General features: G+C 44.8%; 21 protein-coding genes. 12 read left to right on the top strand and 9 right to left on the bottom strand.

Going from position 1 to position 21,013, the window contains the following annotated elements; all coding sequences use genetic code 11:
* Positions 1–3: 3 nt before the first annotated feature.
* Genes gspG through gspC form a run of 5 tightly spaced genes read right to left on the bottom strand, consistent with a single transcriptional unit; the run spans position 4 to position 6,255 of the window.
* The gene (gene gspG, locus ACYFDN_RS18810) at positions 4–444 is read right to left on the bottom strand and encodes a type II secretion system major pseudopilin GspG (protein ID WP_016399780.1); all 441 of its coding nucleotides are present in this window, start codon (positions 442–444) and stop codon (positions 4–6) included.
* Positions 445–472: 28 nt separating this feature from the next.
* Positions 473–1,690, bottom strand: a complete 1,218-nt coding sequence (gspF, locus tag ACYFDN_RS18805) for a type II secretion system inner membrane protein GspF (protein WP_483512328.1) — start codon at positions 1,688–1,690, stop codon at positions 473–475.
* Between the two features lie 8 nt (positions 1,691–1,698).
* Positions 1,699–3,237 carry a type II secretion system ATPase GspE gene (gene gspE / locus ACYFDN_RS18800; RefSeq protein WP_483512327.1) on the bottom strand — a complete coding sequence of 513 codons (1,539 nt, stop codon included), beginning with the start codon at positions 3,235–3,237 and terminating at the stop codon, positions 1,699–1,701.
* Positions 3,237–5,348, bottom strand: coding sequence for a type II secretion system secretin GspD (gene gspD, locus ACYFDN_RS18795; protein WP_483512379.1), 2,112 nt, complete (start codon positions 5,346–5,348; stop codon positions 3,237–3,239). Before gspD ends, gspE begins: the two co-directional genes overlap by 1 nt.
* Before the next feature lie 19 nt (positions 5,349–5,367).
* Positions 5,368–6,255 carry a type II secretion system protein GspC gene (gspC, locus tag ACYFDN_RS18790; protein ID WP_016399784.1) on the bottom strand — a complete coding sequence of 296 codons (888 nt, stop codon included), beginning with the start codon at positions 6,253–6,255 and terminating at the stop codon, positions 5,368–5,370.
* A gap of 258 nt (positions 6,256–6,513) precedes the next feature.
* Between gspC and hslR the strand changes: the two genes are divergently transcribed.
* From hslR to pckA, 3 genes are all read left to right on the top strand, one after another.
* Complete coding sequence (gene hslR / locus ACYFDN_RS18785) at positions 6,514–6,909, top strand: ribosome-associated heat shock protein Hsp15 (RefSeq protein ID WP_152783629.1); 396 nt, start codon at positions 6,514–6,516, stop codon at positions 6,907–6,909.
* Between the two features lie 12 nt (positions 6,910–6,921).
* The gene (hslO, locus tag ACYFDN_RS18780; protein ID WP_483512326.1) at positions 6,922–7,803 is read left to right on the top strand and encodes an Hsp33 family molecular chaperone HslO; all 882 of its coding nucleotides are present in this window, start codon (positions 6,922–6,924) and stop codon (positions 7,801–7,803) included.
* Between the two features lie 179 nt (positions 7,804–7,982).
* A complete protein-coding gene (gene pckA / locus ACYFDN_RS18775) occupies positions 7,983–9,608 on the top strand; it encodes a phosphoenolpyruvate carboxykinase (ATP) (RefSeq protein WP_016399787.1) in 1,626 nt (541 codons plus the stop codon).
* 61 nt (positions 9,609–9,669) lie between these two features.
* Here the strand turns inward: pckA and ACYFDN_RS18770 are convergent, their stop codons facing one another.
* Positions 9,670–10,752, bottom strand: a complete 1,083-nt coding sequence (locus ACYFDN_RS18770) for an extracellular solute-binding protein (RefSeq protein ID WP_152784036.1) — start codon at positions 10,750–10,752, stop codon at positions 9,670–9,672.
* 309 nt (positions 10,753–11,061) lie between these two features.
* Between ACYFDN_RS18770 and ACYFDN_RS18765 the strand changes: the two genes are divergently transcribed.
* The 4 genes from ACYFDN_RS18765 to ACYFDN_RS18750 all read left to right on the top strand — a co-directional run bounded on the left by ACYFDN_RS18765 (position 11,062) and on the right by ACYFDN_RS18750 (position 14,312).
* On the top strand, positions 11,062–11,421 hold the full coding sequence (locus ACYFDN_RS18765) for a TraR/DksA family transcriptional regulator (RefSeq protein WP_483512325.1): 360 nt from the start codon (positions 11,062–11,064) through the stop codon (positions 11,419–11,421).
* 111 nt (positions 11,422–11,532) lie between these two features.
* Positions 11,533–12,465 (top strand): aspartate carbamoyltransferase, encoded by a 933-nt coding sequence (pyrB, locus tag ACYFDN_RS18760; protein WP_016399791.1) that lies wholly within the window; start codon positions 11,533–11,535, stop codon positions 12,463–12,465.
* On the top strand, positions 12,465–12,923 hold the full coding sequence (gene pyrI / locus ACYFDN_RS18755; RefSeq protein WP_152783633.1) for an aspartate carbamoyltransferase regulatory subunit: 459 nt from the start codon (positions 12,465–12,467) through the stop codon (positions 12,921–12,923). The genes pyrB and pyrI overlap by 1 nt, the downstream gene beginning before the upstream one ends.
* Before the next feature lie 384 nt (positions 12,924–13,307).
* Positions 13,308–14,312 carry a DUF2860 domain-containing protein gene (locus ACYFDN_RS18750; protein WP_483512324.1) on the top strand — a complete coding sequence of 335 codons (1,005 nt, stop codon included), beginning with the start codon at positions 13,308–13,310 and terminating at the stop codon, positions 14,310–14,312.
* Between the two features lie 78 nt (positions 14,313–14,390).
* On the opposite strand, the gene ACYFDN_RS18745 is transcribed toward ACYFDN_RS18750, so the two are convergent.
* Positions 14,391–14,951, bottom strand: a complete 561-nt coding sequence (locus ACYFDN_RS18745) for a hypothetical protein (protein ID WP_483512323.1) — start codon at positions 14,949–14,951, stop codon at positions 14,391–14,393.
* A 189-nt stretch (positions 14,952–15,140) separates the two neighbouring features.
* The gene (locus tag ACYFDN_RS18740) at positions 15,141–15,317 is read right to left on the bottom strand and encodes a hypothetical protein (RefSeq protein WP_483512321.1); all 177 of its coding nucleotides are present in this window, start codon (positions 15,315–15,317) and stop codon (positions 15,141–15,143) included.
* Positions 15,318–15,491: 174 nt separating this feature from the next.
* Here ACYFDN_RS18740 and ACYFDN_RS18735 point away from each other — a divergent pair, with 174 nt between their 5' ends.
* Complete coding sequence (locus tag ACYFDN_RS18735; RefSeq protein ID WP_152783639.1) at positions 15,492–15,881, top strand: DUF3302 domain-containing protein; 390 nt, start codon at positions 15,492–15,494, stop codon at positions 15,879–15,881.
* Positions 15,881–17,023: an HlyD family secretion protein gene (locus ACYFDN_RS18730; protein ID WP_338623377.1), complete on the top strand. Its 1,143-nt coding sequence runs from the start codon at positions 15,881–15,883 to the stop codon at positions 17,021–17,023. Before ACYFDN_RS18735 ends, ACYFDN_RS18730 begins: the two co-directional genes overlap by 1 nt.
* A gap of 51 nt (positions 17,024–17,074) precedes the next feature.
* On the opposite strand, the gene ACYFDN_RS18725 is transcribed toward ACYFDN_RS18730, so the two are convergent.
* Positions 17,075–17,722, bottom strand: a complete 648-nt coding sequence (locus ACYFDN_RS18725) for a YceH family protein (protein WP_483512320.1) — start codon at positions 17,720–17,722, stop codon at positions 17,075–17,077.
* A gap of 303 nt (positions 17,723–18,025) precedes the next feature.
* Here ACYFDN_RS18725 and ACYFDN_RS18720 point away from each other — a divergent pair, with 303 nt between their 5' ends.
* The 3 genes from ACYFDN_RS18720 (at position 18,026) to ACYFDN_RS18710 (ending at position 20,976) form a co-directional block, all read left to right on the top strand.
* The gene (locus tag ACYFDN_RS18720) at positions 18,026–19,153 is read left to right on the top strand and encodes a diguanylate cyclase (RefSeq protein WP_483512319.1); all 1,128 of its coding nucleotides are present in this window, start codon (positions 18,026–18,028) and stop codon (positions 19,151–19,153) included.
* A gap of 163 nt (positions 19,154–19,316) precedes the next feature.
* Entirely contained in the window at positions 19,317–20,096 is a 780-nt protein-coding gene (locus ACYFDN_RS18715; RefSeq protein ID WP_483512318.1) for an ABC transporter permease, read from the top strand.
* Between the two features lie 124 nt (positions 20,097–20,220).
* On the top strand, positions 20,221–20,976 hold the full coding sequence (locus ACYFDN_RS18710) for an isocitrate lyase/PEP mutase family protein (protein ID WP_483512317.1): 756 nt from the start codon (positions 20,221–20,223) through the stop codon (positions 20,974–20,976).
* Positions 20,977–21,013 lie beyond the last annotated feature (37 nt).

The following is a 21,013-nucleotide window of genomic DNA, read 5'->3' as shown; positions in this document are numbered from 1 at the left end:
AATTTACTGATCTAAGTTCCAGTTACCAATATCGTCATTGGTACCTTCTTCACCATCTAAACCGGCGCTGAAAATATCAATACGGCCCTTTTCACCTGGGCTAATTAGAATGTAGTCATTACCCCATGGGTCTTTTTGTAGACGACGTAAGTAGCCATCTTCTGGGTAGTTACGTGGCTCTGGACTTGAGCTTGGTTTGGTGACCAAGGCTTCTAGGCCTTGCTCTGTAGTGGGGTAACGCGAGTTATCCAAGCGGTACATGTCTAAGGCATTTTCTAGAGCGATAATATCGGTTTTTGCCTTTTGAATATCGGCTTTTTCTTTGTTACCTAATAAGTTAGGAACAACTAAACCGGCCAAAATACCTAGAATTACAATCACCACCATCACTTCTAGCAAGGTAAAACCTCGGCTAGTTGCTTGAGTGTGCATCGACTTTTGCATGTTACTTACTCCGAAATACCGGTAGGTGCTATAGCCCCACCATGTTATTAAGTTCCAAAATCGGCAATAGAATTGCCATTACGATAAATAGCACGATACCCGCCATGGTTACGATCAAGGCAGGCTCGAATATCCCTAATGCTATGTTCACTTGCGTTTCGAACTGCCGGTCTTGGTTGTCGGCCGCGCGTTCTAACATTCCTTCCAATTCCCCAGAACGCTCACCACTGGCGATCATATGTAGCATCATCGGTGGGAACAATTTGGTGGCTTCGAGTGAAGAGTGCAAACTGCCGCCTTCGCGTACTTTAGAGGCGGCATCCAATACCTGGGCACGTGCGTAATCATTGGTGAGTACTTCACCGGCAATGCCCATACCTTCTAACAAAGGCACGGCACTGGCATTCAAAATACTTAAGGTTCTAGCAAAGCGCGCGGTATTAAGCCCCTTGCTCACCTTACCAACCACTGGCATGCCTAAAATTCGCTGGTGCCATTTCATTCTTATGCTGTCTTTCTGCAACAAACGCTGCCAAAGCACCATCGCCAGCATGCCGCCAATTAAGAAGAACAGGCCATAATCACTTACTAGTTCACTTACATAAATCAAAAACTTGGTGGCGTTAGGCAACTCTTGCCCCATATGTTCAAACTGAGCCACTACCTTAGGCACTACCGACACCAACAAAATCGCAATAACACCTAAACACACAAAGGTAAGCACTGCTGGGTAGATTAAGGCTTGCATGGTTTTCATGCGCATCGCTTGGCGCTGCTCGGTGTAGTCGGCTAAGCGATCAAGCACTTTGTCTAAGTGACCTGATTTTTCGCCTGCAGCCACCATGGCGCAATACAGTTTTTCGAATACGTCGGGGAATTCGGCCATGCTATCGGCCAAGCTGTAACCTTCTACAACTTTGGAGCGCACGCCAAGAATAATGCTTTTGAGTTTAGGTTTATCACACTGCTGAGCTACCGCCTTAAGCGACTCTTCAATGGGCATAGCTGCTGCAACTAAGGTTGCTAGCTGTCGAGTCAATAGGGCTAAATCTGAGGTGCTAACTTTGCTTCGTAAGCGAAAGCCAGCGCTGGCTTTTTGAGCACGCTCCGCCACTTGCTCAATTTTAAGTGGCGTCAAGCCTTGCTCACGCAGATGAGCGCGAACCTGACGCGCCGATTCCGCTTCATGAACTCCGTTAGATTTTTTGCCCTTTTTATTAAAGGCTTGATACTCAAATGCCGGCATTACACTAACTATCCTTCGCGGGTTACTCGCAATACTTCTTCTAGGCTAGTAATGCCCTTCAGCACTTTATTTACCCCATCTTGTCGGATGCTTGGGCAACTAGAGCGCACTGCATTCTCAATTTCTTGTTCGCTGCTACCTGAATGGATCATATCGCGTACTTCATCGGTAACCGGCAATAACTCATGAATACCGGTTCGGCCACGATAGCCAGTATTGTTACAGCTTTCACAGCCTACAGGACGATACACCGTAGCATCTTTATCAATACCTAACAGTTGGTGTTCGTGCTCACTTACCAGATGAGCTTCGCAGCAATCTTGGCATAAAGTACGTACTAGACGCTGCGCTAACACCGCCAATAAACTCGATGATAATAAAAACGGCTCAACCCCCATATCGCGCAAACGGGTGACCGAACCAATCGCAGTATTGGTGTGCAGAGTAGATAATACTAAGTGACCGGTTAAACTGGCTTGCACCGCAATTTGCGCGGTTTCTAAGTCACGGATCTCACCAATCATTACTACGTCGGGGTCTTGGCGAAGAATCGCCCGTAAACCACGCGCAAAGGTCATATCCACTTTGGTATTAACTTGGGTTTGGCCGATGCCTTCAATATTAAATTCCACCGGATCTTCTACGGTGAGAATGTTTCGATCTTTAGTATTAATGTCGTTAAGGCCAGCATACAAGGTAGTACTTTTACCCGAACCGGTCGGTCCGGTAACTAAGATAATACCGTGTGGTTTTTTCAGCAGTTCGCTAATCACTTCGCGATAGTTTTCTGCCAAACCTAGACTTTCGAGCTTCAAGCGAGAATTATTTTTATCTAATAAACGCAGTACAACTCGCTCGCCATGACTTGATGGCATGGTTGAAACCCGTACATCTACAGCACGGCCAGCAATACGCAAGGAAATACGACCATCTTGCGGTACCCGCTTCTCAGCAATATCCAAACGCGCCATTACTTTAATACGTGAAACTAACAAAGCGGCAAGCTTGCGGTGCGGGCGTAAAATTTCACGCAATACGCCGTCAATACGAAAACGAATCACTAGGGCTGCTTCAAAGGTTTCAATGTGAATATCACTGGCCCCTTCTTTAATTGCTTCACCTAACATGGCGTTAATCAATTTAATGATTGGCGCATCGTCTTCGGTTTCTAATAAGTCTTCGTTTTCCGGAAGCTCTTCAGCCAAGGTATAGAAGTCCATATCGTTGCCGATATCTTCCATTAACTGACGAGCTTGCGATGAATCTCGCTGATAACCTTCTGTAAGGCGCTGTTCAAACTCTTCATCAGACAATTCTTCGCAAGAGAATGTTTGCTGTAGTACTCGACGAATTTCTAATAAGGCTTCTAACTCCACCTTAGAGTTATGATAGACCTGCCAAGCGTCTTGCTTTTTCTCTAGCATTACGCCGTAAGTTTTGGCAAACATGTAAGGTAACTGCCAACCTTCTACCCCTTCCATATGAGGGGTGTCAGACACTAAGGCCTTTTCATCTTCTAATACATTTAGCTCAGCATCTAAGTCCATTACTCGGCACTCACTTGCTCTTTATTGGCTGCTGCCGCTTCAGCTTCTTTTGCCGCTTTCTCAGCTTCTTCTTTCTTTAAGCGCTCATTCTTTTCTTTCAAGTAGTCGATGTACTCTTGAACTTCAGGCGATACATCGTCTACAGAGTTAAACTCAGGCAATACTGGCACTTTAGTATCTGGCATTAATACTACGCCTAACTCTTCACGCAACAATTGCTGAGCACGGATTTGACTGTACTTACGCGAGCTCACGCTTTGCATGGTTACCGAGTCACGAATAATGGTTGGGCGAATGAAGATCATCAAATTACGCTTAACTTTCTTCGAATTGGTTGAGCGGAACAAATGCCCTAATACCGGAATGTCGCCCAGTAGCGGTACTTTAGACTCACTTTCTTCAATTTGGTCGTCTAACAAACCGCCTAAAATAATAGTGTCGCCGCTGTCTACTAACACCGTGGTTTGCAATTGGCGCTTAGCAAATACAACGTCTACCGACGTTTGACCTTGTACCTTGGACACTTCTTGCTCAATGGTTAGCTGAACTGCATCACCTTCGTTAATTTGTGGTGTTACCTTTAGCTTGATACCCACTTCTTTACGATCAACCGTAGTAAATGGATTATCGTTGCTGCTACTCGATGCCGAGCCAGTTAGTACCGGTACTTCTTCACCTACGGTAAAGAAGGCTTCTTTGTTATCAAGGGTGGTGATAGACGGTGTTGCTAATAAGTTTGAGCGAGAGTCATTAGCCGCAGCCTGAACTAACACGCCCCAATCAGCACCATAAAAACCAAAAGCGGCACCAGAAATTTTAGCCAAAGCGCTGGCTAAACCAGAGATATCGCCCGGGGTGTCTGGGTTTTGTACTGATGACCCGTCGGTGTTGGTAACCAACGAACCTTCGGTGGGTTGAGCATCGTAGATACCTGCACCAATCTCACTAATTGATACACCGGCATCGTTAAACTGCGTACCACCAGCCTTAGTGGCCCATTGTACACCTAGGCTAATACCGTCACCTTCGGCCACTTCAACAATAATCGCTTCCACGTTTACTTGGGCACGGCGAATATCTAGCTGATTAATTACGCCTTCAAGAGTACGCATGTTGTCTGGCTGAGCGGTAATTACCAAAGTATTGGTATCTTCGTGGGCTTCAATAGAAAAGTTACCACGTGAGTTGCTAGTATTGGTTTTCTTACTGCCGCCAGCGGCTTCTGCAGCAACGGTCTCACTTACGCCTTTAAGTACATCAACCAAGTCGCCTGCTTTGGCATACTTTAAGTAGAAAACACGGGTATTGCCGTAGGTTTCTAATTCACTATCGAGTTTTGCCACCAAGCGAACAATTCGCGCTCGAGCGCTAGGTTCACCCGACACCACGATACTATTGGTACGCTCATCGGCAACCACTTTAGGGATTAACAAACTGGCTGCCGCACCTTTACCACCCGTACTGGCGGTAAGCGATTCAATAATTCGCACCAACTCACCGGCTGAAGCAAATTTAAGGCGAATAATATCTACCTCTTGGTCCCCGGCTTTATCCACTCGGCGGATAATTTCGACCAAACGATTCACCACTGCAGCGCGACCAGTAAGCATAATTACGTTTGATGGATCGTAGTGCACTACGTTACCGCCACCAGCATTATCATTTAGCTGACGCAATAAAGGCGCTAACTCACGTACCGATACGTTTAGCACCGGCACTACTCGGGTAACCATTTCATCGCCAACGGCTTGCTCATCGCGGTCTACTACCGGAATGGCTCCTGCTTTTGCATCTTTAGCGCGCACAACTTTGGTTACACCGTTTGGCATATCAATAACCGCAAAGCCGTAAACATCTAACACACTTAAGAAGAACTGATAGTACTGCTCTTCGGTAAGCAAATCGTAACTACGCACATTCACTTTACCGCGCACTGCGGGGTCTACGATGATAGTTTTATTGAGATTACGACCAACCGTGGTGATGAACTCACTAATGTCAGCACCTTTAAAATTGGCTGAAAACTCGGTGGCACTCACGACTCCACAAAGACCTAATCCAATTAGGCCAACAAGGCTGTGGCGAACCAAGCGTAAGGCTTGCAACTTCATGTTAAATAAATCTCCGGTACTATTCATCTGGCAGGCTGAACAACACATCCTGCAACTGGCCATTGCGCTCAACGGTAACTGTAATATCCGTTAGCTCTGCCATCTCTTGCATCACTTGCATTGCTTGCGCGTTGTCGCGCAGGTCATATCCATTAAGAGCTACAGCTAAGTCATTAGCTTTCAAGCCCACTTGTTTAAATAAGGCGGCGTTTTTACCGGGGTTAATCCGATAACCACTTAAGGCTCCATCTTTACGAACCGGCGAAATACGAATGTAATCGGTTAGTTTTGAAGGGTCTTTTAATACTTCTTTTACGTCGACTTGCGCCGAACGGCTATTACTAGACGCTTGGGTATTGCGCTTAGCAGTATTTGAACTCGCCCGAGACTGTGAGTTTTTGTCTTCTGGGTCTAGCAATAAACTTTCGTAAACACCGCGATGCAATAAAATCACCCGGTCAGTTTGAATCTCTTTTATGACAGCTTGAGTACCATTAATCGATTCATCTACACCGTAGGTTTGTTGCTTGCCTCGGTGTTCGATAATGGCCAATGCTTTCGTTTGGTCACTACTCGCTACCAAACCAGACAGAGTTAGCTTTAATGAGGTTTTCGGTGCATCAGTTGACGAAGGTGCTTGAACAACTGGTTTAGCCTTTTTGGCTTGATACTCACCAAACAAATGCAGTTTAGTAAGGCTAGATAAATCAACTTGAGCCGCTTTATTACTAGATTGCACCTGCTGAGGAACCCAGCGAAAAGCTTGTGAAGGCGTTGGCACTAATAACCAAGTAATAGACGCCAACTGATAAGCGGCAAAACACATCAATAGTAATGTGATTAATACGCTGCTCTTTTGCGAAGGAACGTAACGAGCAAGTTGAGTAGAAAAAGATTTAATATCCATTTATTCGTTATAATACATCTGTCATCGTTAACCGATTCTCGATCATCCTTATGAAAAAACTATGGCAAAGCGCCTCATATAGAGGGTTCTTCATTCTAAAGGGACTTAGGCGTAGAACAAGAGCTGCAAGTGTAAATTTTGCATTTAATTGGACTTTTATCAGTTTTCTGCTGGATAACGCACTAATCCAGGCCATAGCTAGCACGCATAAAACTGATATAATTTAATAGATAATATATAAGCCAGCCAAGACTTAGCATGAATTCACAAAACTCTAACAACTCTGCACCACGCATTGACAAGTGGTTGTGGGCAGCACGATTTTATAAAACCCGCGGCTTAGCTCGAGATATGGTTATGGGCGGAAAAGTGCACTATAACCAGCAGCGTTGTAAGCCAAGTAGAAATGTAGAAGTGGGTGCTACTATTAGTTTGTGGCAAGGCCAACAACAAATAGAAGTGGTTGTGCAGCAGCTAAGTGATAAACGAGGCCCTGCACCTCAAGCACAACTACTTTACCAAGAGACAGAACAAAGCCTTAAAAAGCGCGAGCAATATGCAATGCAACGCAAGCTCATGGCACAAAACGCCAGCCCAGAACGCCGACCCGATAAAAAGCAACGTCGGCAAATTATTCAGTTTAAACAACAATAGTCAGGCCTAAACATGAAGCAAGACATTCTAAATCGTTACTTATTCGAAGATTACAATCTACGGGGCGAGTTGGTGCAATTGCAGCAAAGCTACCAAGAAATCATCGATCAACAAAACTACCCTGCGCCTGTACAAACCTTACTGGGCGAAATGCTAGCAGCAACCTGTTTGCTCACTGCAACCTTAAAGTTTGAAGGTGACATTACTGTGCAGCTGCAAGGTAATGGCCCACTAAGTGTGGTGGCGGTAAGTGGTACCGACCAACAACAGATGCGCGGCATTGCGCGTTACGAAGGCGCAATTGATCCTAATATCAACTTTGCTGAACTGGTGGGTCAAGGCCACATAGTCATAACTATTACGCCTACTCAAGGCGAGCGTTACCAAGGCATAGTAGAGATCAATCCACAAGGCGTTGCTGCCAGCATCGAAGCCTACTTCCAGCAATCTGAGCAACTAAATACCAAACTATGGTTATTCGCAGGCATGTTTGAAGGTCGCCCCCACGCCAGCGGCTTATTCTTACAAGCATTACCCGCCAGTAAAGATGAGGACGCGGAACATTTTGAGTTGATCTCCACCTTAAGTGAAACAACCACCGCTCAAGAGAGTTTTGAGTTAGACGCTGAACAACTGCTATTCCGTTTGTATCACGAACATAAAGTGCGTGTTTACGAGCCGCAAGAAGTTTGCTTTAAATGCACTTGCTCAAAAGAACGTTGTGAAACCGCCTTAGCCAATATTGACCACAAAGAATTGCTCGAAATTTGCCACGAGAGAGGCCATATTTCGATGCATTGTGACTACTGTGGACACGACTATAAATTTAACGAAGCCGACGTTGAAAACATTTTCACGCGTAATATATCGACAAACCCTGCCAAAATTCATTAAACTGACCTCAGGAAATGCGGTGCGAATCGCATTTCCTAGATAGACCCCTAATAACCATAAAAAAAGTGCTGGTAATTTGACACCCCTCTCTTTTTGGTACCACTAAAGGGATAGAATCAGAGCCAACACCAAATAAAAAAACAATATAAATCTTACCTCTCTACCTACAGGAGACTGCTATGCTTGACGTTGCAGAAAAAGATCAGGTTATCGACCTGGCTCAATACGGCATCAAAGATGTGTCGGACGTGGTGTACAACCCCTCATACGAAGAACTATTCAAGGAAGAAACTCGACCAGAGCTCACGGGCTACGAACGCGGCATTGTTACCAAAACCGGTGCTGTTGCAGTAGATACTGGGATCTTCACCGGGCGTTCGCCAAAAGATAAATACATCGTTCTTGACGATACCACCCGCGACAGCATGTGGTGGACCTCTGAACAAGCTAAAAACGATAACAAGCCAATAGACCCCGCGGTTTGGACCGACCTTAAGAAAACCGTTACCGACCAACTATCTGGCAAACGTTTATTTGTGGTAGACACCTACTGTGGTGCCAACCCTGATACCCGTTTAAAAGTACGCTTCATTGTTGAAGTGGCATGGCAGGCTCACTTTGTGACCAATATGTTCATTCGCCCAAGTGCTGCCGAGCTGGAAGACTACGAGCCAGACTTTGTAGTAATGAACGGCTCTAAAACCACCAACAAAAAGTGGAAAGAGCACGGCCTAAATTCTGAAAACTTCACTGTATTTAACATGACAGAAAAAATGCAAGTGATTGGCGGAACATGGTACGGCGGCGAAATGAAGAAAGGCATGTTCGCCATGATGAACTACTACCTACCACTTAATGGTATGGCGTCGATGCACTGTTCTGCCAATGTTGGCGAAGAGGGCGACACCGCTATTTTCTTCGGTTTATCTGGTACCGGCAAAACCACCCTATCTACTGATCCTAAACGCCAGTTGATTGGTGATGACGAACACGGTTGGGATGATGAAGGTGTATTTAACTTTGAAGGTGGCTGCTACGCTAAAACCATTAAGTTAAGTAAAGAAGCCGAGCCCGATATCTACAACGCCATCAAACGAGATGCTTTGTTAGAGAACGTGACAGTGCGTAACGATGGTAGCGTAAATTACGATGACGGTTCTAAAACCGAAAATACGCGGGTTTCTTACCCTATTCATCATATCGAAAATATCGTTAAGCCAGTGTCTAAAGCAGGCCATGCTAAGAAAGTTATTTTCTTAACCGCCGATGCTTTTGGTGTATTACCACCAGTAGCAAAGCTTACCCCAGAGCAAACTAAGTACCACTTCTTATCTGGCTTTACTGCCAAATTAGCGGGTACAGAGCGCGGCATTACTGAGCCAACACCCACCTTCTCGGCATGTTTTGGCGCAGCCTTCCTTACATTACACCCAACTAAGTACGCCGAAGTATTAGTTAAACGTATGGAAGCCGCTGGTGCAGAAGCTTACTTAGTGAATACTGGATGGAATGGCACAGGTAAGCGTATTTCGATTCAAGATACTCGTGCAATTATCGACGCTATTTTAGATGGCTCGATTGAAAAGCAAGAAACCAAGCAATTGCCAATCTTTAATTTAGAAGTACCTACAGCCCTTCCTGGTGCAGATAGCGAGATCCTCGATCCTCGCGATACTTACCAAGATCCATTGCAGTGGGAAAGCAAAGCCGAAGATTTAGCTCAGCGCTTTATCAAAAACTTTGCCAAGTACACCGACAATGCCGAAGGCCAAGCACTAGTAGCAGCTGGACCACAACTGGACTAGTTAAACACTAAGCACTAAAAAACCAGCCCGCGGGCTGGTTTTTTTATATCCGAATCTTGGTTTAACGACCCGATTTAAATTTGGTCCACAAACGGGTACGAGTACGCTCAACTTTTGGCGGAATACTCACAAAACCAAACAAGTGCTCAGAGGCTTCTTCGGTCGGGTAAATACCTTCATGGCCAGCAATCTCTGGGTCAATTAAAGCAGTCGCTTTAATATTAGGGTTGGCATACCAAACGTAATCGGTCACCTTGGCAATCACTTCTGGGCGTAATACATAGTTAATAAAGGCATGCGCATTTTCTGGGTGCTTGGCATCTTTAGGAATGGCAAACATATCAAACCACACACCAGCGCCTTCTTTAGGAATGATGTATTCAAGCTCTACACCATTATTTGCTTCTGCAGCGCGGTCGCCAGCCATTAGCACATCGCCAGACCAACCAATTGCTACACAAATGTCACCACTGGCTAAATCGTTAATGTACTGCGAAGAGTGGAAGTATCGAATGCTCGGGCGTAGTTGCTCCATTAAGCTTTCAATCTCACCTTTGTAATCGGCCGATTTACTGCTGTTTGGCTCTTTGCCCATGTAGTTGAGCATAGACGCCACTACTTCACTTGGCGCATCTAAATAAGCAATACCACACTGGCTTAACTTAGCGGCAATTTCAGGGTCAAACACTAAAGACCAAGAATCTAGCTCTGCATCTTCGCCTAAAATCTCTTTCACCTTATTCACGTTGTAACCAATGCCGGTGGTACCCCACATATAAGGAATACCATATAGGTTACCTGGATCGTAAGCTTCTAAGGTAGCGAGCAATTTAGGATCAAGGTTGTCCCAATTGCTTAGCAGGCTGCGATCTAGCTTTTGATAAACCCCTGCCGTAATTTGACGAGCATAAAAATCGTGCGACGGTGAAACAATATCAAAGCCAGTACTACCAGATAGTAACTTAGCTTCTAATACTTCATTGGAATCAAATACGTCATACACAACTTTAATACCGGTTTCTTTTTCAAACTCGGCAATGGTGTCTTCAGCAATATAATCAGTCCAATTATAAACATTTAGTACTTTCTCTTCTTGAGCAATTACTCCGCCAGCATTAATAGCCAACAGGCTTACCAGCAACATGTTTAGTTTATTCACTCATGCAATCCTCGTGGTGGTGTGATAGCAAATCACGCAATAGTTAATTTAGTGTAGTAAAGCTTTCACCTCAGGCAAAACCAGTTAGATTTAGCCCGTAATAAAATCTCGCGAGATAGTAACGGTAAATTTATCTAAACCCAAGTGCTGGCTGGCTAACAATTATCCAAAAAAGCGCTTTGAAAAGGCTTTACACACCGCTAAAATTAACGATTAACTAAATTTTTGAGTTAACTGCGTGCATACAGGACTAAGTCGCGCTTAACACATATAGGAAGGAAGACTTTCAAAACAATGATTAGCGACCAACAAATAGAGACTATTCGTCTGCAACTCGTCGAGCAATTGAGCGAAACTGAACAGCGTCTTGAGCAAGACAGTCAGTTATTTAAAGACAAAGAAGATTCTGGTGATGACGTAGATCGCGCCAACCAGGAAGAGTCTCAACAACTTCAGTTGAACCGTCGCCAACACGACCTTGCCCACGTTAAAAGCATTAAAGACGCATTGCGTAGGATTGAAGAACAAGACTACGGATTCTGTGAAGGCTGCGGCGAAGACATTAGTGTTGCCCGTTTAAATGCCCGTCCAGAGTCTCGCTACTGCATCGATTGCCAAGATTATCGCGAACGAAAGAACAGCCAATACGCTTAATTGAGCCATTTAGCTAAATAATCTTAGTATTCCTCATTAAGATCATATTCACTGACTCTGCTCGCTGTTATAATTCTGTTCCGATTTCACATCGGATTAGGATCTGCGAGCATGAACAACCCGCTTTATCAGAAGCATATTATCTCCATCCCTGATTTATCCCGTCAGGAACTCGAATTAATCGTCGACACCGCCCAAAGTATTAAGCAACAACCCCGTCCCGAATTACTAAAAAACAAAGTTGTTGCTAGCTGTTTTTTTGAAGCCTCAACCCGTACTCGCTTGTCATTTGAGACCGCAGTTCAGCGCTTAGGTGGCAGTGTGATTGGCTTTGCCGATGGCGGAAATACCTCACTGGGTAAAAAAGGCGAAACCTTAGTGGATTCGGTAAAAGTGATTTCTTCGTACAGTGACGCGTTTTTTATGCGCCATCCACAAGAAGGCGCAGCGCGTTTAGCTAGCGAATTCTCTAGCGTACCGGTTGTGAATGGCGGAGACGGCTCAAACCAGCATCCTACTCAAACCTTGCTCGACTTATTTACCATTTACGAAACCCAAGGCTCACTTGAGGGCTTAAAAGTCGCATTTGTTGGTGACTTAAAATATGGGCGCACGGTGCACTCTCTCACTCAAGCCCTGTCACTATTTGGTTGCGAGTTCTACTTTATTGCGCCTAAAGCACTGGCAATGCCTGATTACATTATCGAAGAGCTGAATGAACGTGAAATCACCTACAGCCTGCACGACAGTATTGAAGAAGTAGTCAACGAGCTAGATATTCTTTACATGACACGGGTGCAAAAAGAACGCTTCGACGAAACCGAATACCAGCACATGAAATCGAGCTTCATTTTACGCGCTAACATGCTTGAGCAAGTAAAAGATAATTTGAAAATTTTGCACCCATTACCACGGGTAGACGAAATTACTACCGATGTAGATATCACACCTTATGCCTATTACTTCGAACAAGCAGAAAATGGCGTCTACGCTCGCCAAGCCTTACTCGCATTAATCATGACCAATGAATTTGGAGCGCAATAATGAAGAAGAAGCTGCAAGTAGAAGCCATTGCGCATGGCACCGTAATTGACCACGTTCCTGCTGGCCAAGGCATCAAAATTCTTAAGTTCTTTCAACTCTCGGCTGCGCAAGAGCGAATCACAGTAGGCCTTAACTTACCTAGTGGCGAGCAACAGCAAAAAGACTTAATTAAAGTTGAGAACACGGTGTTTGACGAGAACCAAGCTAACCAATTAGCTTTGTTTGCGCCCAATGCCACCATTAATGTGATTGAAGATTTTGAGGTAGTACGTAAGTTTCATGTGTCTACCCCAGAACAAGTAAAAGCGGTGTTTGCCTGTCCAAATAGTAACTGCATTAGCCATAACGAACCTATCGACAGCAACTTTTATGTGCGCCACCAGCAGCAAGACATCAAGCTAAAGTGCCACTACTGCGAAAAAACCTTTGATCGCGGCTTATTCTCAGAACTTGACTAAACCCTGCTATTCAACAAAACAGAGCGCTAGCCGCTCTGTTTTTTTCTCCGCTTTTAAATCGACTATAAAAACTTCCAGCGAAGCAGGATTATTCTATAGTTAAAGCAGCTAAACTTTTTAATAACAATCCAGTCATTTACAGCTGATAAAACCAAGCAATCACTCCCAAGTGATACCGAGCTTGGTTGCTAGCTAAGCACGCAAACTTGCTGAGTAGAGAGTATTAGGCGAAGTAATAAGTTCAACAAAATTGTGCTTACAAAATGGCTAGCTTAAGTTAAGGTAAAGCTATAAATGTATTGATCTATTTAAGTTTTCTTAACGTAAACAGTGTAATCCAAGCTAATGATTTAACTCAGATTACCTGATACAAGGATGTGACTAATGTTTAAACGAGTAAGTTCGCTACTCTGTTGCAGTATGCTATTTAGTTTCACTGCCGACGCCCGCCCTTTAGCAGAAGCGCCGGGCTGGTCTGCCACTATTAACTTGAACGTAGGTTATGTAAGCGGCCAGAATCAGTTTTCTACTGATGACGATAACCAAATTACCGATGATCTAAATAACAATGGCAAAAGCTCTAGCTCTGCAATTGTTTACCCACTCTTGCGGGTAGACTACACAACTCGAGACTTAAAGAATCAGTTCTTCTTAGGTAACAGCCGCGAAAACTTAGGTCGAGCACAGTTTCAATACGAACTAGGTTACACCCGCGCAATTAGTGACCGCAGCAAAATTACCGCAGCATACTTCCCTGAGCTCCCTTTACTTAACGACACATGGGCAGATCCGTACTTGGTTGGCAGCGCTCGGCAAAAGACCGATGAGAATTATCAAGGTGGCCGTTTACGGTTTGAATCCATTGCCGACAGCCCGCTAACTCTGGAATATGTTTACGCCAATCGCACTGTAGACAACGAACAGAGCGGTGTAAGCATTGCGGGTCTAAGCCAAAGTGACATCGAGTCACTACGAAGAGACGCCAACTTGCATCGTTTAATTGCCGAAACCTTTGTGCCTTTATCCCGAAAATGGTTCTTAGCGCCCGCAGTGGCTTATACCACCGCTAAAGCCGATGGCAGCGCCAACGACTTCGACCAATATACTTTACGTTTAACCAGCATTTACCGCTCGGGTCCACACGTGTTCACACTGAATACGGAATATGGTCAAACCAAATACTCAGGTAGCAACCCCGTGTTTGATATGCAAACTCAAAAAGATGACAAAATATCGCTATTTGGCATTTATGTATTTAACGAACCCTTTGGTTGGAAAAACACCATGTTTAACGTTTTGGGTGGCTACAACAATACTGATTCCAACATTACCTTTTACGACAGTAAGGGTGGCATTGCAGCCCTAGGCTTTGGTTACACATTTAAATAACCTGAGCTCGGGATAGTAATGCGCAAAAAAGGCAGCCTTGGCTGCCTTAATTTTTTCAATCAACTCATGGCCACTCGGTCAATCTTGGCTCAAGTCTAACTCTGCAAAGTAAACGGCGGTTTTCTCTTCGTGGCTAGAGTAGTAACTGCAATACACCTTATTGCCCTGCTGCACCAAACCTGGGTAACTGGTATCACCATCTGAAGGCAGCACTTGAAACTCTTTTAGCTGAGCCTTATCAGCATCTAACCAACACAAGCTAGTGCGCACCGGTTGATATAAACGCACAGCACAAAGCAAACGGCCATCATCAAGTTTGATCATTGCTGGGCCACCAATTTGCTGCTGTAAATCTTGCCATTGCCAATCTAGATAAGGTGGCTTGGCATAACCCAGCTGCCCGGTACCGGTATCTTTATCACGACGTAATAAACACAATGCAGAGCCATCATCCATTAAACACAAGTCATGCTCATTGGGATAAGCCAAACCATTTTGTTGCAAGCTAAATAAAGGATCCAAGTGCAGCTGATAATTACCCTGCGGGTCCATTCGATAAAGATTTACTTTATCTAAACTGTAGTTGTAAGCCACTGCGTAGGCGCTATCGGCTAAATAACGGCTGCGCCATAACCACATGCCAGCATCGCCTTGAGCACTTAAATCGCTCCAGTTTTCACCATCGTCCGACCATGCTATATAGCTTTGTAAATCAAACTGTTCGCAGCTGCGATTTACCCCTGCGCAGGTTAGTAGCAGCCGTCCGTCTGGGCTTTCAACTAACTTGGGGTCACGTAAATCAATACCTGGTAGGTGAATTAACGTTGCCTACTCAAAGCGAGTGTCATCTACAGCACGACGTAAAATGCGAATATCGCCCTCATCACTAACATGGCCTTCTGCTTCGCGAAAACACAACCACAGTGCGCTTTTATACTCGCACAAGTCTGTGAACGCGTTATGCTCTCCGTCATCCCATACCCGCTCAACTGAGCATAACTTCATAAACCCTTTCTCCTTTACAACCTTCGGCGCCAGCATAAACGAATGATTTAGCTAGCAAACTAGCCTACACAGCCCACTGAGTAAAAGCTTAGCAACTTAGTACCCTTATCGACTATTATCAATTAAGCTGAATAAGAGATTCTCTTAATCGCAAAAATATCCCAAGGAGGGACCATGTTTTTGGATTTTTTCGCTTTAGGACTACTGTTCTTTGTAGGCTTAACCTTGTTCTACGGCATCATTGCCATTCACGATATTCCTTACGAAATATCAAAACATCGCAATCACCCTCACCAAGATGCCATCCATGTGGCCGGATGGATAAGTTTATTCACCCTCCATGCTATTTGGCCCTTTTTATGGATATGGGCCACCTTATACCGGGAAGATCGAGGCTGGGGTTTTAAGCAGTTACAGCAGCAAGAACAAGAGCTCGAACAAAAAGAGCAACAACTGGAAGATCAGAACGAAGAGTTAAGTGCAGAAATTACTAAGCTAAAACGCCAAGTAGCGATCATTAGCAAACATGTGCAGCAGCTCGAGCAACAACAGGGGAATCAATAATGGATTTATTGCTTATTCTCACTTACGCCGGGATCTGCATCGCGGTATTCAAAATTTTTAATATTCCACTAACTAAATGGACCGTGCCCACTGCTGTACTAGGTGGCATTGTAATCATTGGGGTTTTAATGATCCTCATGAACTACAACCACCCCTTTACTGCTAATGCTCGGCAGGTGTATACCTCTGTGCCCATCATGCCCTTGGTGCGCGGAAAAGTCATAGAGGTTCCAGTTAGACCTAATCAGTTGATTAAAGCTGGTGATGTATTGTTTAAACTCGACCCCGAGCCGTTTGAAGCGGTGGTAGAGCAGCGCGAAGCAGAAGTCGCAGCAGCCCAGCAACAAGTACCACAGTTGCTAGCCCAATTGGCCAGCGCCCAGGCCACCACCAATGCAGCGAAAGCCGAGCGAGACCGCACTCAAAAAGCTTATCAACGTTATGCCGAAGGGCGTAAAAAAGGCGGTAAAAATAGCCCCTTTACAGAACTAGAAGTAGAAAACCGCCAACAAGCTTATTTAGCAGCAGAAGCCCAGCTGCAAGTTGCTCAGGCTAACCAAACCAACGCTCAACTGGCTTACGACTCTCAAATAAACGGAGTGAATACCAACGTTGCTCGTTTACAAAGCCAGTTAGATAAAGCCTTGTTCGACCTTGAGCAAACTGTGGTGCATGCACCTACCGATGGCTATGTCACTCAATTAGGCCTACGTAAAGGAATGGTGGCGGTGCCTATGCCCTTGCGCCCAGTTATGACCTTTATACCTAAAGAAGAAAGCATTTTTGTTGGCGCCTTTTGGGAAAATTCCATCAAGCGTTTAAAAGAAGGCGACGAAGCGGAATTTATTGTAACGGCCCAACCAGGCATTGTTTTTAAAGGCACGGTAGTTCAGGTAATGCCAACCATTGCCGAAGGTGAATTCCAAGCGAACGGCAGCCTACGTGGTGCAGAAGCCTTCTTTGTACATAGCCGCAGTTTAGTGATTATTGACCCCGAACCGCGCTTTGATGAATTTGATTTTCCCATGGGCATCAGTGGTCAAGTCGCCATTTATACTGAGCACTTCCATCATGTATCGATGATTAGAAAAGTATTGTTACGCATGCAAGGTTGGGTGAACTACATCTTCCCCTTCCACTAATATTGATAATCTTTACCACTAAAAAGGCCAGCAAATTGCTGGCCTTTTTTACTATTGCTCTAATTGCTTAACCCGCTGCTTTAAATCGGCCAGTTCTTGACGCAATGCATCAATTTGTTGCTGTAATTCAGTATTTTTCTGAGTGGCCACCGGAGCGCTGGACTCTACATGACTTGCTGCTGGCAAAGCCGGCTCACCCGAAAACAAATGAGCATAACGAGACTCTCGCTTACCTGGTTCTCGTTCAAGCTTAAGCACCAGCTTACCTGCATCATGCTCGGCTAACTCAAGCAAACTTTGCTCTACTTCTTGCACACTGGCAAAGTTGGCTAGACGCTGGCTACGGGTACGCAGCTCACCAGGAGTTTGCGGCCCACGCAAAAACAGCAAACAGATAATGGCTCGTTGTCCCTCAGTTAACTGCAAACCACCAAATTGGCTATTACAGAAACGGTGTTGGTAACGTACCACTCGGCCTGCCATTGGTGCCTCGGTAACAATGCGTAAATCTTGCAGTTGCACCAATACATCTTGAACTTCTGCTTCACTCAATGCCATAACCGGTTCACGATTACTCTTTTGATTACACGCTAAAGTGAGAGCGTTAAGTGATAGAGGGTATTGATCTGGGGTAGTTGTTTCTTTTTCTAGCAGCGCGCCAATAACACGGGTTTGCTCTAAGCTTAAATTCTGTTCCACTCTTCACCTCTTTAAAACAACAACGAAACGTAAGTTTTCTCATTTATCGTTTAAGAATACGTTAATCTCACAACAGAAGCAGCTGCTTGTCACACGTTTCTGAAAGCTGCCCAATTCAATATTCTAAGCCCTCACTTTGTCGACTAAATTTTATGCAATAAACACTCTTATTTGAGCTTTTTTTGATGTAGATTAGTTCTACTGGTCTGATAACTCGTTAAGGTGGGCGTCCACTCAAACGGGTCATAACAGCGCAATACCCATGAGTAGCAATTAACTAGGCACAGCTGGACGCAACATAGTATGGAATCATTTCGTTGGACATCAGATTTTGAAACAGGGATCTCTGTTGTTGACGAGCAGCATCGCCACTTAATTGATCTCATTAATCAAATTGGTGAACAGCTCACCGACAGCCATCCCCTGCAACACGCCGCGATCGAGTCGCTTAGCCAAGAGCTAAATAATTACGTTAAGGAACACTTTCGTGAAGAAGAATTGCTTATGGCCAAACACAAAGTGGATCCGCGCCATTGCCAAGCTCACGTAAAAGCTCACAAAGAATTTTTAGGCGAAGTGGCGAAGCTAAGCCAATTCAACAACGACAATAAACAAAGCAAAATTAAGCATTTGCTCGATTACCTCATTCAATGGTTGGCTTATCATATTCTGGGCATCGACCAAGTGCTCACCAAACAGCTGCATTTCATAGAAGCGGGTGACAGCCCAGCATCTGCCTATAGTAAAATTGAGCAACCCAACGATCTTGCCACCGAGCCTCTAATTACCGCCTTGCGTGGTTTATTTCACCAAGTTAGCGTGCGCAATAACGAGCTGCTCGAACTCAATCAAAATCTTGAGCAAAAAGTACAAGAACGCACCCTAGCGCTGCAAAAAACCAATCAGCATTTACAATCTTTAGCGCATACCGATGTGCTCACCGGCTTGCCTAACCGCCGCCATGCAATGATTCAACTTATGGAGCTTTGGAAGCAATCGCTTGAAAGCGACAGTCCATTAGCTTGCATGATGATAGATGCCGATCACTTTAAACAAATTAATGATCGAAATGGTCACGATGCTGGCGATGCGGTGTTAATGCTACTGGCACGCGCATTACGCGAATCGGTGCGTAACGACGACGTAGTAGCCCGTTTAGGCGGCGATGAGTTTTTATTAATTTGCCCCAATACCAGTTCAGAAGGTGCATTAAACCTAGGGCACAGCATTCGCGAACGTATTGCTAATATGCAACTCAACCACCAGCGCTATAGCGTTACGGTAAGTGTAGGTATTGCAAGTCGTAGCAAAGACATGCAGCACCACGAAGCGATTATGAAAGCAGCCGATAAAGCGGTTTATAAAGCCAAGGCAGAGGGTAAAAACTGCGTACGCAGCTATGAAGATGTAACCAAGCAACAAGCCTGCTAAGCACTAAGAGCTGTTTATCTTTCGCGGTTAAATGTTGTTTGCGAAGAAATCAGCTCGAAGGATACATAGCCCCTAACCTTTCTAACAAGACAGAAAAATCCACTCAGGTTACACTCATTATTCTAAGCCCCTTGGATTAGCGCTTGTTATAGGAAATCTGCCCATGACCATAGATATTAGCTGGCCAGCACTTGCCGCCTTTTCGCTAATTCTGTTGATTCCGATTGGGCTTAATTGGCGCTTTAAACTTAGCCTAGGTAAAGACATAGCCAGCAGTTTAGTGCGAATGGTGCTGCAGCTTGTGTTGCTCGGCTTGTATCTGCAGTTTTTGTTTGATTTAAACAGCTTGTGGGTCAACCTGCTTTGGTTGGTCGTTATGCTTGTGGTGGGCGCTAGCGCCATTCTTGGCAAAGCCAAATTACCTAAAAGAAACTTGTTTATACCAGTCTTGTTGGGGCTGGTGCTGGGTTTAAGTCCTTTACTGATACTGCTGCTATTCGCCTTACTAAAGCCGAGCCCTAGCTATAGCGCTCAGTACCTCATTCCGCTAGCAGGTATGCTTTTAGGCAACAGCCTTAGTGGAAACATTGTGGCTTTACAGCGCCTATTTAGCGCACTGGATGAAAAAACCGCCGAATACCACGCTTATTTAGCACTTGGCGCAAATCGACTACAAGCAACTCAAGGCTTTGTGCAAAGTGCTATGCAGCAAGCTTTTGCACCTGTTTTAGCGTCTATGAGCACGGTGGGTTTAGTCACACTCCCCGGCATGATGACCGGTCAAATACTCGCAGGCAGTGACCCAATGGTAGCGGTGAAGTATCAACTGGTTATTCTGATTGCTATTTTTGTCATGCTAAGTGTCTCAATTTCGACCACGCTTAGTATTAGCATTCGAGTCGCCATTAGCCCAACCGGGCTGGTTAAAATCACTAAAAATTAGTTTTTAAAACTGCTTATCACGGTCTACTCAAACGGACTAAAAAACAAAAATACTTGTTCAGTTTTCGGTTGTTGAGTATTTCTACTCAATGTACCTTTTAGCTTTAGATTCTGAGACAACAGCAATGACATTCAATGACTTACACCATCAACAGTCACCACTATTACTCTGCAATGTTTGGGATGTTGCCAGTGCGAAAATAGCCCAAAAGCTTGGTTTTACCGCAATAGGAACATCAAGCGCGGCAATTGCTGCTGCTCGAGGTTTAGATGACGGTGAACAGCTTTCGTTTAACGAGCTAATCCAAGTTGTAGCGCAAATAAAGCAACACTGCAGCTTGCCCTTAAATGTCGATCTAGAAGCAGGTTACAGCCAACACCCTCAAACTATTGTCGACCACATACTGTCACTCAACAAACTCGGTGCAGTTGGAATAAACATTGAAGACAGCGTGGTAAAACAGCAGCGAGAATTGCTAGCTGCGAAAGACTTTGCCGCCACTCTGTCTTATATAAAAAACCAGCTCACGCAAAGAGAGATAGAAATCTTCATCAATGCCAGAAGTGATGTTTTCCTTGTTGGCTGCAAGGATGCCGTAAGGCTAGCCAAGCAACGGATGCAACTTTACATCGACGCCGGTGCGGATGGGATCTTTTTACCCGGTATCGAGCAGCTGGAGCATATTGAAGAACTAAGTAAACACTGCAGCGTGCCGCTAAATGTAATGTGCATGCCGCATTTAGCTAACTTTGCTCAACTACAGGCTGCTGGGGTTAAACGCATCAGTATGGGTAACTTTGTATTTAACAACATGCAGCAACATCTAGAAAGTCAGCTGGCCAGCATTAAGCAAAGCCAATCTTTTGCAACGCTGTTTTAAGGCTTGGTATTAACAGCTCCAGCCACTGCCGGAGCTT

The sequence above is a fragment of the Agarivorans sp. D1326 genome, assembly GCF_056958115.1.
The sequence above is the reverse complement of the archived record's forward strand: the minus strand, read 5'-3'. Positions and strand labels throughout refer to the sequence as shown.